This is a genomic window from Bacillota bacterium, assembly GCA_012518215.1.
Taxonomy (GTDB): Bacteria; Bacillota; Dethiobacteria; order DTU022; family PWGO01; genus JAAYSV01.
In genome coordinates this window covers 19,882-36,375 of record JAAYSV010000028.1, presented here as the reverse complement: position 1 = coordinate 36,375, position 16,494 = coordinate 19,882, and the positions used below count along the sequence as shown (strand labels likewise).

Below are 16,494 nucleotides of genomic sequence, written 5' to 3'. Positions count from 1 at the left end.
CCCTCAGAATGACAGGTAATACACTGTCACATCACGTCGGCAGTCCCGTTTCGCTTCCTCGCCTTCACCGGCTATGGCAACCATTCACTCTATGTCGCTGACGCCAACATATCCGTACGGGGAAAAGATAAAGACCAGGAAAAAGTTTAGGAATGGCAGGTAGGACACTTTTCACTACAACGGGCAGGAGATAGGTATATGGTTATGTCAATGGAATGACAGTACTGGAAAGACAGTCGTGTGGAATGGCACAATACCGGGGAAGGAGTGCGGCGCCCCCCCCCTGTCATTCCGAGCAAGCGGTGTTTAATAAAAACACCAACATAAAGCTATGGAGAATAATGATGTAGAAACGGTAACACCGGAGTGAAAGAATAGCGCCGCGAGGAATCTCGGGCAGAGGCAGGCGTTATGCTTTACGGGGATAAAAGACCAGGAACCAGTTTAGGCAGGTGGTAAGGTGTGTTTGAGGAGGGGATTCTTCGGTCGCCCCAAAAAAAGGGCTCCCTCAGAATGACAGTATAATACAAACGGCTCTCCCCCTCTATCATTGCTATGGAAGTAAATGAACTCCAGCAAAAATATGCACCCGGAAGAAATAATTTCCGTTTATCGTGGTGCGGGTAACGCGTGGAGATTCAGGGCAAACATCTTTCCACAAGTGGCCGTGCAGGGCTTCAGGCAGGGTTTTCCTTGCGCGGTGCCCGGTTTTTCATCCCCTTCCCGATTTTCTTGGTCAGTTCGGTAAGAATAATGGCAAGCACCGTAGTGATGGCGATTACCACCACACATTCCGTCACGTTCTGCTGCCAGAAGGCACGGAAGTAGATGCCGGTAATCCAGCCGATGATGATCCACTGCCAGACGAAGATTGCGGTGATGTTGTAACTCATGTAACGGTAGAACCTGAAGATGATATTTTTGGATACATACAGGTTCAGGCATACGGCAATTGCTTGCTGGAACGTCGTGTAGCCCATGACCTTGATGAAGACTTCCGGCGAATCATAGACAAAATCGGGGCCGAGTATTTTGAAATAGATAGAAGCGGAGGGCTGACGAAAAAAATCGGTCAAGAGGATGCCCAGTGCGAAGGTCAGGGTGGAAAGGATCATGAAGCTCAGCTCATGATTGCGGAAACTCTTGATCTTGATAAGCATGCAGCCGAACATTGCCCCCAGCAGTGTGTAGCAGAAGGTCGGGAAGAAGGGGAACCAGATATGTTTGCCGTAACCCCAGAGTGGTTCCAGGAAACGGTCGATGTGGATATTTCCGGTTAGCAGAGGGGCCAGGAAAGGCGAGATCAGAATTACCCCCAGGGACATATATATCCAGTGAATGGGCTTGACCATTCCGCGAAACAGTTTCCTGATCAGAGCATAGGCAAGGAAGGCCAGACCTGCAAACTGGAAGATATCTGCACAAAAAATGATGTCACCAACATTGCGGAAAAGGGGAAAGTCTTCCATGACCAGCGTTCCCCGCAAGATCCCAACGATGACGGGCAGAAAGCGCACCATATTGAGGGCATAGCCGGCAGCTAATATAGCCAAACCCCGTTTGACAAGTGTCCGTGTGGAGGAACGGGCATATACCAGATAGATGCCGATGCCGATCTGGAAAAAAGCTTTTCCTCCTATCGGCCAGAAAAGTACAAAGGCCATAAAACCCAGTAAAGAATCATCGACTACAGTTTCAGAACCGAGAATCAACACTACATGATAGATGATAAACCCGAAGATGGCGTAGCCCCGAAGTAAATCCAGTTCATCGATGCGGGGTGGTTTGAATCCGGTGGGGGAAATATCCACCGGCTCCATGAACAGCGAGCGCGTCGTTTCTCGAAAGGAGGGGCGTGCATTTCCGGGAGCGGTTCTGCCATGTTTCTTGTCCCTGCTCCCTATTATTTTTCCTTTTTCCATTCTTTGCCTCCGGTGAATATTGCCGACATCGTGTTTTTCATGGACGATTACAAAGTCGGCGGCATAATTGGCATCTGCAGAATATTCCCTATATTCCCCCAATCCAATCTAATTCTATCATCGATATGGATAATCCTTTTAAGAGGGTCTGGCGAAATATTTTTGGTCAAGAGTTTTTCGTGCTTGGCTATGGCAACCATTCACTCCATGTCGCTGACGCCAACATGTCCGTACGGGGAAAAGATAAAACCTAGGAACCAGTTTATGCCGGTAGTAGGGTCTGTTCGAGGAGGGGATTCTTCGGTCGCGGCAAACTACAGCCGCTCTCTCAGAATGACAGGTTGTACCTTTTTTTTCTCTGGCAGTAGGGTAAGGGGTACATAAGGAGGGGGTTCCTCGGTCGCCTGCGGCGCCCTCCCCCCCTGCCATTCCGAGCAAGCGCTCTTTAACAAGAACGCTAATATAAAGCAACAGAGAAAAATGACGTGGAAATGATAACACCGGAATGAAAGGATAGCGCCGCGAGGAATCTCGGGCCAGGGCAAACGTTATGCTTGTCGACGGAGATGACCTGTCATGGAAATTCGAATATACTACCGGCCCGGTGATCCAGGCACTTCTCCCCGAAAGCCTGCTGCATGGCAGCAATGGCCCTGGGGCCGCTGCAATGGCAGGGAGCGACCATCTCCAACTGAAATTGCTGCATCTCATCAATTATCCGTTCCAGATGATCATCGGGTGTGTGAAGAAGGTGGGTCCCTCCCAGGAAAGAATAAATCCGCCGTTCCCCGGTTACAGAAAGAATATGCTGCAGTGTATCGATCAACCCGGAATGTGAACAGCCCAGCATAACGATAATACCCACACTGCTTTCTATCACCAGGGCCTGGTCGTCAAGGAGGAGGTCCTCGGTGAAGCCTTCGCCTTCTTTCACCACGAAAGGCGAGACCAGCCCTTCAGCCGATGAGGTCCGGGGAATTTCTCCGGTAATGGTGATGCCATCACCCAGATCCACCGGCTCCCTGCTCAGGTGGAATTCTGCCCCCAGTGCCTCCATCTCCGTGCGCTTCCAGGGTACGCCGATATATCTCGGTGTCATCTCCGGAAGCAATATGTATTTTTCGTCCAATGCATCCGGGTGAGCATGTACAGGCAATTTGGAAGAAACTTGTGATTCAAGAACCCATTTCAGCCCCCCCGTATGATCGTAATGCCCGTGGCTCAGAACGACCGCATCCAGAGCGGTGAGATCCAATCCCAGGGCTGCCGCATTGCCGGCCAGGGTGGCACCGGCTCCGGTATCGAAGAGAATCTTCCGCCCCCCCACCTCCAGCAACATGGACAGCCCATGCTCCCCGAGCAGGCCGGGATGCAATGCACTGTTTTCACAGATCGTGGTAATCTTGATTTCGGCAGTCATCCTTTCATCCTTCCTTCTTCAAAAGCCATCAGAATTTGTCTGGCCACCCTTGTCACAACCTCACTGGTCGCCATATACAGAAATTTTCTGCCACAAGGAAGCAATGTCGTCCGCCGCCGGACCCGAGGTAAAGTTGACCACCGGTTTCCCCTGGACCAGAGCCTCGGTAATTTCCCGGTAAAAGGGGATCCTGGAGATCACATCCACGGACTCTTCACGGCAGTAGGACTCTATGGCCCGCGAATTGTCCTCATCGAGATCGCAGCGGTTGATGCAGACCGCAGCGGGAACATTGAAATGGCGGCAGACCTGAAGGACACGTTTCAGATCATGAATCCCGGAAACGGTCGGCTCGGTAACAATCAGAGCCAGGTTTGCCCCGGACAGGGAGGCGATCACCGGACAGCCAATCCCCGGCGGCCCGTCGGTAAGCAAAAATTTTTTCTCTTCGGCTGTAGCCAGTTTGCGGGCCTCGTTCCGGACCAGGGTGACCAGCCTGCCTGAATTTTCTTCGGCTATGCCCAGGCGGGCATGGATCAGCTTGCCATAGGGTGTCTGCGAAAGGAACCAGTGCCCGGAAACAACCTCCTTCATTTCGATAGCCTCTTCCGGACAGGCCCGGCTGCAGACTGTACATCCCTCACAGGAAATGGGATCGATTTCATAGTTTTCCGAAATGGCATCGAAGCGACACAATTCACGGCAAAGCCCACATTCCGTGCAGAGCTCCCTGTCGAGTACAGCTATGCTGGAAGCAATGAAAGGGTGGCTCTCCAGCTGCTGCGGTGTCAGAACCAGACTCAGGTTGGCTGCATCCACATCGGCATCAACCATCACCGCCTCGCCCCCGGCAAGTACGGCAAAGGAAGCCATCAACGTGGTTTTACCCGTGCCCCCCTTGCCACTGATAACGACAATTTCTTTCATTTCCGGACCCTCCTTTCATCTTCCAGGATCCGCCGACCCAGATCGACAAATATATCCCGCCATGCGGGCAGGTGAGTTACCACCGGTTCACCCCGGGCATAAAGGGAAGCAAGCTCCTTGTCCCAGGGCATCTTCAGGAGAATGGGAACCCCATTCTGGCTACAGTAAGACTCGATCTTTTTTTCGCTCTCATCACCGAAGGTGCGATTGATCACCACTCCACCCGGCAAGTTCAATTTTTGTAACAGTTCCACGGCGATGGCCAGGTCATTGAGGCCGAAAGGAGTCGGTTCGGTGACCAGGAGACAGTAATCACTGCCCTGAATTGCTTCCACCACCGGACAGGAAGCGCCCGGCGCAGCGTCAACGATCGTCAGTATCTCGGGGTCAGCTTTCTCCTTCACTGCCTTGATCAGCGGCGGCGACAGTGCCTCCCCCGGATTCAACCTGCCGTGGACAAAGGCAATTTCGCCAGCAACACCGCTTTCAAGAACACCGATGGGGCGATCGACCTCCTCGATCGCCTTCTCCGGGCAGAAATAGGCACATCCGCCGCAACCGTGGCATAGTTCTTCAAAAACAAGGACCGTCTCCTTCCCGACCATGATTGCATTGAAAGCGCAGACCTCGGCGCAGGTACCGCAGTAATTGCAACGTTCAAGATCCACACGGGGAACCGGGATAGATACAGGTTCAGAATCTTTCAACTCCGGCCTTAAAAAAAGATGCGCATTTGGTTCTTCAACATCACAATCAAGAAACTTCAATTCTGTCTCCCCTGCCAGGACCAGGGCCAGATTGACAGCCACTGTGGTCTTGCCCGTCCCGCCCTTGCCGCTGGCAATAGCAATAATCATGCCAATCTTTCCTTTCTCACCCGGAACGGGAGACGGAGAAAAAATCACCGTCCCCTTTCCAGATGCATGGTGCTATGTTTCTCCCGACCATTTTATTTCGCTTTCATTACCTGCTTTCGGACACACTTCACCTGTGACAGCCCGGTGCCACGTGAGGCTTAATGCCCCCCGCAGTGTCCTCCGCCACCGCGGCTGTGATCGCAGAAGCTTTCTCCAACCTGCAGATTGCCGGATAGATAATCGGCAATCACATCTTCCACCGCACCGGCTGCACCGACGATAGCATCAATATTTTGTTCTTCGAAAAGATTTATCGCCCGCTGCCCCATACCCCCGGCAATGATGCAGGTGACACCGAACCGGGCCAGGAAGCCGGGCAGAAAGCCGGGCTGGTGCCCCGGATTATCGATAACTTCCTTGCCGACAATCTTTTTGTCTGCAATTTCAAACAGGGTGTACGTGGAACAGTGCCCGAAGTGTTGCGCAACAAATCCGTTCTCCGTAGCAACGGCAATCTTCATAACACATCCTCCTTTTTACGGCATTCCATGATGTGAATCTGTCGTGGGCCCACTCACGGGCGAAAGTTTGCCTTCGCGGAACTGTTGCAAGGCATCCCCGACCGTTCCATCAATGCCGCCATAGATAGAAATACCCGCAGCCTTGAGAGCAGCTGCAGCGTTGGGGCCGACATTGCCCAGGGCCACCGCTTCCACACCCTCCCGTGAAAGCTGCTGGGCGCTCTGTGGGCCTGCACCTCCGGCAGCGGTTGCGGCACTGTTAGGTACCGATTTCACAACCTCGCCGGTTTCAGAGTCGACAATCACAAAATAGGGGCAACGCCCGAAGCGCTGATCCACCGATGCCTCCAGACCCTCATCCTGTGCACATATTGCCAATTTCATGTGTTCATCCTCCTTTCTTTTTGCATCATACCCAGGCCTGTCGTTATTCCAACAGTGCCGGAATATCCTTGAAAATTTCTGTCCGATACTTCTCGATCTCGCCGCGGTCTCCCAGGCGGGAAAGTTCCGGATCCAGCGGGATTACCCCCAGCAACCTGATTCCGATCTCCTCCGCCACCTTTTCGGCCTGGCTCGCACCGAACAGCTCTATGGGTTTGCCGCAATGCGGGCAGATGAGGCCGCTCATATTTTCCACCATGCCTAGGATCGGCACTTTCATCATCCTTGCCATCTTGATCGCTTTTTTCACAACCATGACCGCCAGATCCTGCGGCGAGGTGACAATAAGCATGCCATCAAGGGGCAATGACTGCATCACGGTTAGCGGTGCATCCCCCGTTCCCGGCGGCAGATCCACCACCAGGTAATCGATTTCCCCCCACAGTACATCGGTCCAGAACTGCTTCACCGCACCCCCGATCAACGGCCCCCGCCAGATAACCGGATCATCTTCACGCGGCAGAAGCAAGTTGAGTGAGATCACCTTGATGCCCAGTTCCGTTTCCGGCGGAGATATCTTTCCATTCACCGCCGCCGGTTGTCGGTCAAGGCCAAACAGTTTGGGGATACTTGGCCCGGTGATATCGGCATCAAGAAGCCCCACCCGATAACCTTCCCGGGCCAGGGAAACCGCCAGCAATGCAGAGAGCGATGATTTCCCGACCCCTCCTTTTCCGCTCATCACGGCGACAACATGGCGGATGTGGCTCCGTTCCGGCTGCCCCAGTTTTTCCGGACGATGGGAAGCCGCGCCGCCTCCGCCTGCAGAATTTTGTGTTTCAGTCATTATCGATTCCCCCTTTGCACGATTTTTGAAGCCAATCTCTTGCCTCCAATATTTTCCCGCCGTTCGGAACTGCCGCCGCATAGAATCAACAATAGTATACCCAACCCGGCCAGAAGCAAAGCCAGGTACGTTGGTGACAGCACGGTCCCCAGCAGGAGGTTGAGTACCGTCCCCGCTGCAGTGGATACGAGCAACATCATCCCCAGGGAGACAGCCATATCCCTGATACCCAATTCCTTGACCAGAACAACAAAGGTGGCAGCGCAAGGGAAATAGGTGGCCAGCACGGTGGCACCGATGACAAATTGCCGCGCTGTCAACCCCAGGGGAAGAAGCATGGCCACGGCCACATCCTTGCGCAAAAAACCTACCAGCAACGTGGAAACCGCCTCCTTGGGCAAGCCAAAAAGCCCCTGGAAAACCGGTGCAAACACATTGGCCAGAACGCCTATCACTCCTGCAAGATGCAAGATGTTGACCAGGAGGATCCCCAGGAAAATGAAAGGCAGCGCCTCACCAAAAAAATGTTTCAGGCGCATATTCAGTTTCTGTAGCTGAGCTTTCAAACTTGGCAGTCTGTAAGGTGGAATTTCCACGATCATGGAAGGAGTATGCCCCGGCAGAAAACGATCAAGCAACAAACCGATCACCGCCCAGATCAGAAAGAGCATGGCAATGATAACCCCGAGATAGGCACCTCCATGGCGGCCAACCAGGCCGATTATCATCGACATCTGGGCGGCGCAGGGAATGGAAATCGCCAACATGGTGCTGACAATCAGGCGCTCCCGCCTGCTCTCAAGATTGCGGACCGCCAGTACTGCCGGCACGTTGCAACCAAAACCGAGCAGCATGGGGATCACGGCGAAACCGTGCAATCCCAGACGGTGCATGATCCGATCTGACATCACGGCCAGGCGGGGCAGATACCCGCAATCCTCCAGGAAGCCCAGAACCAGGTAGAACATGAGCAGGTAAGGCAGGACAATACCAAAAACAACAAAAACACCGGTACTGAGCAGCCCCATCGATTCCTCCAGGTGGATCTGCCCGTTGTAAAGATTGCCGATCAGCAGGCCATGCCACAATCTGCCCTCACCGATCCACTGCCCCAGATAACCGAGCAGAGGCAGGTAAATCGGCTCGAAGAAATATTTGACCAGCAGATCTTCAATCAATTCCCCGCAACCAATTATTATTTTGAAGACGAGGTAAAGGCCCGCGGCAGCAATGGGAATTCCGGTCAGCGGACGGATGCTGGCCAGTTCCAGAGCTTCCAGCCAGGTCCGATGGCGGTGCTTCACCTGCTGTACACGCTTCACAATCGAACCGATCCACACCCAGCGCTCTTCAGGAGACATTGGTTCTCCGGTTCCCCGTCCGGCATCCGGCAAGGCCGCCACCAGTTCCTGCAACCCTTTTCCGCTGATCGCCACCGTGGGGATCACGGGAACACCAAGCAACTCCTGCAGACGGGGGATGTCAAGGTCAATCCCTTTCTGGGCCGCTTCATCGATCAAGTTCAGCACAACTATCAAGGGGACACCCCGCTCAAGGAGCTGCCCGGTCAGATAAAGATTACGTTCAAGATTGGTCGCATCGACAACGTTGACCACCACGTCAGCCGAATCCACCAGATCGGCAGCAACCTTCTCCGCACGGCAAGTTGGCTCGAGGCTGTATGTTCCCGGAGCATCGAATACGTCCCAGGCCTGTCCGCCCGTATGCAACTGCCCACGGGTGTACTCGACCGTGGTTCCGGGATAATTGGAGATCACCACCCGTGTCCCTGTCAACTGCGAAAATATTACACTTTTCCCTACATTGGGGTTGCCCACCAACACCATGGTCTTTGGCACAATCTCAACCCTTCCGAGTTTCTATTTCTACAAAGATATTGTTGGCCTGGCCATAGCCGAGAGCAACCTGGGAACGATCTATTTCCAGAACGACAGGCCCTTTATTGAATACGGCACTCAGTTTGGTAACCTTCTTCCCGGGATGAATGCCAAGCGCCTGCAACCTTGCAACCATACCATGACCGCCATAAATCCGTTTGATCTGACCTGACTGACCTGTTTTCATTTCTACCAAAGAAACCACATCCAGTTACTCCCCTCATTGATATGATATAAATTGATCGTGATCACTCTGCCCGATTTCCGTTATCGGGACTTTCAATCAGGCTTGAGTTCTTCAACATCATTGAAACCGCTGCAATAGCCGCCTTCGATCAGAAAATCCACGAGCCGCTCGATCGTCTCGCTGCTGACCGCATGTTCCATCTGGCAAGCATCTTTCTCCGCAGTCCGAAGATCCAGTCCCAGAACCTCGGTAAGAAAACTGCGCAACACCTCGTGGCGACGTTTGACCACCTGCCCATAGTAACGCCCGAGCTCCGTCAATTCCACCGGACCGTAACGATCCTGTGTAATCAAGCCCTGCTCACGCAACTGATTCAGCGCCTGGCTGACACTGGCTTTGGTCAACTTCAGCCTTTCGGCTATATCGGTTACCCGAACTGTTTCCAGCCGGTCGGAAAGAATCAGAATTTCTTCCAGGTAATCCTGCATCGCTGCACTCATAGGCAATGGGCTCATCACCATCAACTCCATAAGTTAGGCATACTTAACTATTTATACACTATAACAAAATAATTTGTCAAGGATTGATTTACCCGGCATCCATGCAGGAAACAATAACGATCACGATCGGAAAGAATACACAAAAATAATTTGGACCATATTTGCAATGTGTTTATCTCCTGCCCGTCTGCCCGGATTGAAGATTTTTTTGCGATTTTACCCATCCTTTCCCCCGCCGGAATCGGGTGCTGCTTGCAATTGTATCATGCTGAATATGATGACATATCAAGGATACACCTGTAAAATGCCATGCTTGCCATGAACGAAGCTGACATAAAAGAGTACCAAAATTTATAAAATAATATAAAATAATATAGCGATGAATTGAACTGTTGGAAGATCCTTTTCTTATCTTGCCTGAATATATCCCCGAAACTTCATACAATCACCGCCTTTTGAAGTTGACACATTTGCACAAAAATTGCTAATATTGATTCGTGTGAACCAATACAGAAAGAGGGTAGATTGTAAAAATGAAAAACGTTTCCGACGCTGAATATGATGACGTCCGTAAATGCGTGGACGAAGCTATAAAACATCTTGGTAAAAAAATCATCTTCGCCATGCCGCTCGCCCTGGGAAAACCGATCCGGCTCATCAATGAGCTCTACAGGCGGGCCAAGGAAGACCCGGAAATCAACCTGAAGATCATCTCCGCACTGGCCCTTGAAAAACCCCCCGGTTGCAGCGAGAAGGGAAGCGCGCTGGAAAAGGCATTCAGGGGAACCCCGGACTTTGACTACATGGTCGACTACCGTGCAGGAACAAAACCCGACAATGTGGAGGTTTACGAGTTTTATCATAAAGCGGGCGCCTACATAAACCTGCCCGATGCCCAGCAAAAATACATCAGTTCGAATTACACGCACATGGCACGGGATGCCTTTGACATGGGGCTTAACATGTTCGGACAGCTGGCCAGCTGCCGGGAGATCGACGGCCGGATGACGATTTCGATGGGCTGCAATACCGACCTCGGGATCGAGATCCTGGAAGGCTTTGCGAAGAAGAAAGCCCGGGGTGAAAAGGTATTCGCCGTCGCCGAGGTCAACAAGAATGTACCTTTCATGTACGGGGATGCCCTGACAGACCCGGAGGTTTATGATTGTGTCCTGCAAGGAGATTATTTCGACTACGAGCTCTTTGGCACCCCCAAAGAGGAGATCAAACTGGCCGAACACATGATCGGTATTTACGTCAGCACCTTGATCAAGGATGGCGGTACCTTGCAGGTAGGTATCGGCGCCCTCGGGGATGCTTTTGCCTCCAGTTTGATATTGCGCCAGAAAAACAACAAGGTTTACCGGGAAATCTTGCAACAGACGGGCACATTGAAAAGGTACGGAGACCTGATCGCCACCTGTGGAGGCCATGAGCCGCTCGAACAGGGCCTTTACGGCTCCTCGGAAATGTTCGTGGATCCATTCGTCCCCCTCTACCGTAACGGGATACTCAAACGAAAAGTATTCAACAGCATCCCGCTCATGCAACTGATCAATGAAAACAAACTGTCTGCCGACAGTATCCCCGAAGATATCATCGATACACTGATCGAAATGGAAGCGGTCTGTCCCGTTTTGACTCCCAGGGATTTCGCTTTTCTCACGAAATTCGGCATCTTGAAACAGGGCCTTTCCATGAAGGATGATGCCATTACCGATAGTGACGGCAACCACTACGATACAGACCTTAGATCCTCGAAAAACAGGCTCCGGATCAGAGAATTGATCGGCGACAGGATGCTTGGGAGCCATGTGATCCTCGGTGCTTTCTATATCGGCCCCCGTTCCTTCTACAAGGCATTGCGGGATATGAGCGAGGAAGAGAGGCAACAATTCGAGATGTCAGGTGTCAACAAGGTAAACCAACTCTATGGCGGTGAAGAACTGAGAGCACTGCAGAGAAAGGACGCCCGTTTTATAAATACCGGCATGATGGCCAATGTTTACGGGGGGATCGTCTCCGAGCAACTTGAAAATGGCACCACCATCAGCGGAATAGGCGGGCAGTACAATTTTGTCTCCATGGCCCATGCCGTTCCCGGGGGCAGGGCGATCATGATGGTCCGGAGCACGAGGAACCATGCCCGGGAAGACCGATCCAACATCGTTTACAATTATGGGGTCTGTTCGGTGCCACGCTACCTGAGAGATATCATCGTCACCGAATACGGCATTGCCCACATCCGGGGTAAAACCGATGCAGAGGTGATCGCTGCCATGATCAATATCGCCGACTCCCGTTTCCAGCAGCAGCTGGTTGATGAAGCCAAGGCAGCCCGTAAACTACCTTCGGATTACGAGATTCCATCGCAGTACCGTCAAAACTACCCGGAAAAGATCGCCGACAATCTGCAGCGTTTTATAGATGAAGGTTATCTGAAGAGCCTGCCTTTCGGAGCCGGGCTTTTCGAAGACGAGTAGTGAAAGAATCGGCCATTGCAAACCAGAACCCCGGCAAGGAACCTTATTGCTTGCTTTCCCTGGAGGGTTTTTGCACCACCGGCAGTGGGCGGGGCAACGCCATGACATGCTCCACCCGCACCCTTGCCTTGAAAATCATGCGCGGGATATCCGGGATCACAGCAATTCTTTCCTCAGCCAGGATGCCGGGCAGGGAGAAAGATAAGCAAAAGGTATATCAAAGACGGTGAGAGCGCCTTTCCGGCCTTCCCCGGACAACCTGTGAACCGCCCGGGCGTAGGCAACGAGGACACTCCCCGTAAATTCGGGATTGCTCTCCAGGTTCAGCCCGAACTCGATTCTCTGCCGATGCCCGGCCTCCCCGGTCGTACCTGTCCCGATGACCATGCCGCCGTGGGGCATGCCGCCATGTTCCCTTTTCAGCTCTTCCGCAGAGATGAAATGCACCTCGGTCTCATAATCGGCAAAATATGCGGGCATCTTCTTGATAGAGCTCTCGATCATCTTCAGGTCAGCATCTTTTTCGGGAACAACAAAACAGAGGCGTCGGTGTTTTTCGGCAGCGGTCAAATGCGGATTATCTCCCCTGCGCACCCGTTCCAGGGCTTCCTGCAGCGGAATGGTATACTGGATTCCATCCCTGACCCCCTCCACCTTTCTGATGGCATCCGAATGGCCCTGGCTGACCCCCTTGCCCCAGAAAGTGTGGCTCATCCCGCCGGGGAGAAGGCAGGCAGATAGAAGCCGGTTCAACGAAAACAACCCCGGATCCCAGCCGGCCGAAACAAGGCTCAACGTGTTTGCCCCACGAGCCACTTTATCGATCCGATCAAAATAGACAGGAATCCGTGCATGGTTGTCAAAACTGTCCACCGTGTTGAAAAGTGCTGCCAGCGCAGGCCCCTGTTCGGGCAGATCGGCGGCCGACCCGCCGCAGAGGATCATCACCTCTATCGCTCCCGCATGATCGTGCACATCGGACAGCGGAACGAATTTCGCCCCGGCAGCGATTCCCCCCTCATCAATGGCCATGCGCGCCGGATCCCTGCGCGTGAAGATCGCCTCCAGTTTGAAATCATCATTCCGCGAAAGCGCCTTCCGCACACCTTTTCCCAGATTCCCGTAACCGACTATCCCCACCCTGATCCGCTCGCTCATGATTCACCCCGTTCGAACAAATATCACTTTGCTTTATAGTTTAAATCAATTATAATGATTTTGGCAAATAAAACGGAAGTTGATGTCGGAAAGCAGCACCACCGGGGCCGGGACAAGGGTTGCAGGGCCCACGCCCCGGCACATCAAAAAGGAGAACATTTCATGTTGATACAGTCGAAAAACGAGTGGAAGTTTGCTTTCCGCTTCTGGATAGCAGCCCTGATAGTGGCAGTTTCGGCCTGGATCATATACCAGATACTGCCGCTGCTGGCGATGATCATGATTGCTTTCCTGCTGGTCTATGTCATCCTGCCCCTGGTGAATTTTCTGGCCAGCACCCGTATACCCTATGCCGTTTCGGCAATCGGGGCTTTCTCCTTGATCCTGATCGGCATCGGCCTTTTCATATATTTTCTGATCCCCGGGATAGCCGAGGACATCTCCCATTTTATCAAATTCACCTCGGAAGACCTGGTGCCGTTCATCAACGATATCATCGAACGTATCGAGGTATTCGAGTCACGTTACAATCTGCAGATATCTCAGAATATCACCGCCTATTTTTCTCTCTTCGTGGAACAGATCCCCACGCACCTGCAGAATATCCTTTCCAATCTGAGTTCGTTTTCCATGAGCTTTTTTGCAGGCGTATGGGCCGTGATCATGGTTGTCTTCATGATCCTTTACATGCTTCTCTTTGCCAAAGATGCCGGCCATGAATTCTACCTCATCTTCCCCGAAAAATACCGTGACAACGTCCGCCATCTCTTCTCGGTGATCAACGAGAAAGTTGGGGCCTATATAAGAGGAACCATGGCCAAAAGTATCCTGGTGGGGGTACTCACCGGTTTCGCTCTCTCCATCGTGGGCCTGCCCTTTCCCCTGGTTCTCGGTGTGCTGGCCGGCTTGCTGAATATAATCCTTGTGATCGGCCCGGTTCTGGCCGCCATCCCGGCCATACTGGTCAGCTTTGCACCGGGCACCCCCCACTTCCTGCTGATAATTGCCATCTATCTGGTGGTACAGGCGCTCGACTCCTTCCTCTTTACCCCGATATTTCTGGGCAAAGCGGTGGATCTGAGCCCTCTGACAGTCATCATCCTGGTTGTGGGCGGCTCATATCTGGCCGGGGTGATAGGGATCATCATTTCGGTCCCTCTGGCTGCCATTGTCAAGGTGCTTTTCTATCATTATTACGTCCGCAACATGAATAACAATAATAATGGTCAGGATCCGGCCGGGGAAGAAACCTGACCGATCCGGCCCGGAATCCTTTCAGTTCGTACACCTGCAAAAAATAACCGGCAACGCAACAGATCCTTCCGCCTCTTTCCTTCCACTTGACCTGCCAGCCGGCCAAGATCAAGATGGAAGGAGTTCTACAGATGTTACATTTACCATGGGTGGAGAAAGCACTGAAAAGAAGCGGGGACGGGAGCGGAGAAAAGGTGATGACCGTGGCGGAGGCGATCCGGAAAATGGTCCGGCCCGGTTTCGCGTTGCAAGTCGGCTGCGGAATCGGCTATCCGATGGCCCAGCTCTACGAGATCGTCAGGCAATTCTGGGGTACAGATCCCGCCTTCACCTTCATCACTTACGGCGGCAGTTGCACCAACCTGGTCCCTTTTCTGGCCGGTGGGCTGGTGAAAAAAGTGATAGCTTCCTACATGGGCGATTCCTATCCCTTCCCCGCCCCCAACCCCCTAATCCAGAAAGCGTTTGCCGAAGGCGAGGTCGAGCTGGAGGAATGGAGCATGCTCTCACTGACCCAACGCCTTGCAGCGGGAGCCATGGGCCTCCCTTTCTTCCCCACCCGCTCGCTGATCGGCAGCTCGCTGGCCACGGGCCTGGACGATTTCACCATGACCAGTGATCCCTTCGGTGGTGAAGAGATCGGCCTGGTAAAAGCGCTTCACCCCGACCTGAGCCTGATCCACGGCTGGCTGGCCGATCCGGAGGGAAATACGATCCTGAACATGCCCCTCGTCGGCAACATGTACGGCGCACTCGCAGCCCGCGAAGGGGCCATCGTCACCGTGGAGAAGATCGTCAGCGCCGCGGAACTATCCCGCTACCGGGAGCATGTACGCATTCCGGCAGCGGCGGTCCGCGCCGTCGTGGAGGCCCCTTACGGGGCTCACCCCTCCGGGCATCACCATTTCCCCCACCGCGGTGAAATGCAGGGCTACGCCGAGGACCGCCCCTTCATCATGGAAGCCCGTCGCGCCAGCCGCAGCACCGAAAAATATCGAGCCTGGCTGGATGAATGGGTTCTGGGTTGCCCCGACCACCGGAGTTACCTGGCCAAACTGGGGACTGAACGGCTCCTGGCCCTGAAGGGGAAACTCCCCCTCGATGCCTGGCCACTTCATTTTCTGAAAGATGACAAAGACGGGAAAGATCCGGGCCGGGAAAACTCGCCTGAAAGAGAAGAAATTGCAGAAAACACTGTTGTGGAAAAAGATTCGGCGCTGTCGTTCACGCCGGCGGAACAGATGATCGTCCTGGCCGGGCGGGAGATCGAACGCATGATCATGGAAGATGACCATGCCAGTATCCTGGCCGGTGTCGGTGCCTCCCATATGGCCAGCTGGCTGGCCTATTACAGCCTCCTGGAAAAAGGGAAGCAGACCGACCTGCTGGCAGAGATCGGCCTCCACGGTTTCATCCCCCTGCCCGGGGATTCTTTCGTCTTCGCCCTGCGCAATTTTCCGACCGGCCAACTCTATACCGATGTTCTGCACACCCTTGGCTGTTTTGTCAGCGGCAACCCGGGAAGCTGCCTCGGGGTGCTCGGGGCAGCACAGATCGATTGCAGGGGCAACATCAATTCATCGCAAGTTCCTGCCGCCTCGTTGTACCTGGTCGGCTCCGGCGGAGGCAATGATGTCGCCTCGACGGCGGCCGAGATTGTTGTCGTCGCCGAACAGGCACCGCATCGCTTCGTGGAAGAAGTGCCTTTCATCACCTCACCGGGCACTAGAGTGACGACGCTCGTCTCGCAGTATGGCCTCTTTCGCAAAGACCCCGCCGATGGTATCCTCAAGCTCGCCGCATACATGCAGCAACCCGGCAGTTCCGGGGAAGAAAGCATCCGGAAGATAAGGGAGCAATGCGGCTGGGAGTTGCAACTTCAGCCGGAACTTGAAGCAATGGCACCACCGTCAGTGGAGGAACTGACCCGTCTGCGATATCTGGATCCCGAGCGCTATTTTATCCGCTAGAACCATGACCGCAGATATCGGGGAAAACAGGGTGTTGCACCCGGAAGTACCGACTTCCCGGGTTATATTGCCCGGGTAGCAAAAATAAACGCCCCCCGTGAAGTGGTACCGGGGGGCATGGAATTGAGCAAAACAACAATACATTCTGTCCTGTTCAGAACAAACT

The 16,494-nt window shown here is 53.4% G+C and carries 14 protein-coding genes; 3 read left to right on the top strand and 11 right to left on the bottom strand.

The annotated features are described in order from the left end of the window. Nucleotides 1–677: 677 nt before the first annotated feature. The 10 genes from GX364_04895 to GX364_04850 all read right to left on the bottom strand — a co-directional run bounded on the left by GX364_04895 (nt 678) and on the right by GX364_04850 (nt 9,478). Nucleotides 678–1,922, bottom strand: a complete 1,245-nt coding sequence (locus tag GX364_04895) for a DUF1624 domain-containing protein (protein ID NLI70184.1) — start codon at nt 1,920–1,922, stop codon at nt 678–680. A gap of 574 nt (nt 1,923–2,496) precedes the next feature. Next, nucleotides 2,497–3,342, bottom strand: a complete 846-nt coding sequence (locus GX364_04890; protein ID NLI70183.1) for an MBL fold metallo-hydrolase — start codon at nt 3,340–3,342, stop codon at nt 2,497–2,499. 60 nt (nt 3,343–3,402) lie between these two features. After that, on the bottom strand, nt 3,403–4,269 hold the full coding sequence (locus GX364_04885) for a 4Fe-4S binding protein (protein NLI70182.1): 867 nt from the start codon (nt 4,267–4,269) through the stop codon (nt 3,403–3,405). Then, complete coding sequence (locus tag GX364_04880; protein NLI70181.1) at nt 4,266–5,126, bottom strand: P-loop NTPase; 861 nt, start codon at nt 5,124–5,126, stop codon at nt 4,266–4,268. Before GX364_04880 ends, GX364_04885 begins: the two co-directional genes overlap by 4 nt. 158 nt (nt 5,127–5,284) lie before the next feature. Beyond that, nucleotides 5,285–5,647, bottom strand: a complete 363-nt coding sequence (locus GX364_04875) for a dinitrogenase iron-molybdenum cofactor (protein ID NLI70180.1) — start codon at nt 5,645–5,647, stop codon at nt 5,285–5,287. 15 nt (nt 5,648–5,662) lie between these two features. Beyond that, on the bottom strand, nt 5,663–6,031 hold the full coding sequence (locus tag GX364_04870) for a dinitrogenase iron-molybdenum cofactor biosynthesis protein (GenBank protein ID NLI70179.1): 369 nt from the start codon (nt 6,029–6,031) through the stop codon (nt 5,663–5,665). A 43-nt stretch (nt 6,032–6,074) separates the two neighbouring features. Continuing rightward, on the bottom strand, nt 6,075–6,878 hold the full coding sequence (locus GX364_04865) for an Mrp/NBP35 family ATP-binding protein (protein NLI70178.1): 804 nt from the start codon (nt 6,876–6,878) through the stop codon (nt 6,075–6,077). Then, nucleotides 6,878–8,725, bottom strand: coding sequence for a ferrous iron transporter B (locus GX364_04860; GenBank protein NLI70177.1), 1,848 nt, complete (start codon nt 8,723–8,725; stop codon nt 6,878–6,880). Before GX364_04860 ends, GX364_04865 begins: the two co-directional genes overlap by 1 nt. Nucleotides 8,726–8,741: 16 nt before the next feature. Beyond that, a complete protein-coding gene (locus GX364_04855) occupies nt 8,742–8,963 on the bottom strand; it encodes a ferrous iron transport protein A (GenBank protein ID NLI70176.1) in 222 nt (73 codons plus the stop codon). A 92-nt stretch (nt 8,964–9,055) separates the two neighbouring features. Beyond that, nucleotides 9,056–9,478, bottom strand: a complete 423-nt coding sequence (locus GX364_04850; GenBank protein NLI70175.1) for a metal-dependent transcriptional regulator — start codon at nt 9,476–9,478, stop codon at nt 9,056–9,058. 518 nt (nt 9,479–9,996) lie between these two features. On the opposite strand from GX364_04850, the gene GX364_04845 reads away from it, so the two are divergent. Further along, the gene (locus GX364_04845; protein NLI70174.1) at nt 9,997–11,946 is read left to right on the top strand and encodes a hypothetical protein; all 1,950 of its coding nucleotides are present in this window, start codon (nt 9,997–9,999) and stop codon (nt 11,944–11,946) included. Nucleotides 11,947–12,102: 156 nt separating this feature from the next. Here GX364_04845 and GX364_04840 read toward each other — a convergent pair whose 3' ends face one another. After that, nucleotides 12,103–13,104, bottom strand: coding sequence for a diaminopimelate dehydrogenase (locus tag GX364_04840; GenBank protein ID NLI70173.1), 1,002 nt, complete (start codon nt 13,102–13,104; stop codon nt 12,103–12,105). Between the two features lie 162 nt (nt 13,105–13,266). On the opposite strand from GX364_04840, the gene GX364_04835 reads away from it, so the two are divergent. Next, on the top strand, nt 13,267–14,358 hold the full coding sequence (locus GX364_04835; GenBank protein NLI70172.1) for an AI-2E family transporter: 1,092 nt from the start codon (nt 13,267–13,269) through the stop codon (nt 14,356–14,358). 131 nt (nt 14,359–14,489) lie between these two features. After that, nucleotides 14,490–16,328 carry a hypothetical protein gene (locus tag GX364_04830; protein NLI70171.1) on the top strand — a complete coding sequence of 613 codons (1,839 nt, stop codon included), beginning with the start codon at nt 14,490–14,492 and terminating at the stop codon, nt 16,326–16,328. Nucleotides 16,329–16,494: the final 166 nt, after the last annotated feature.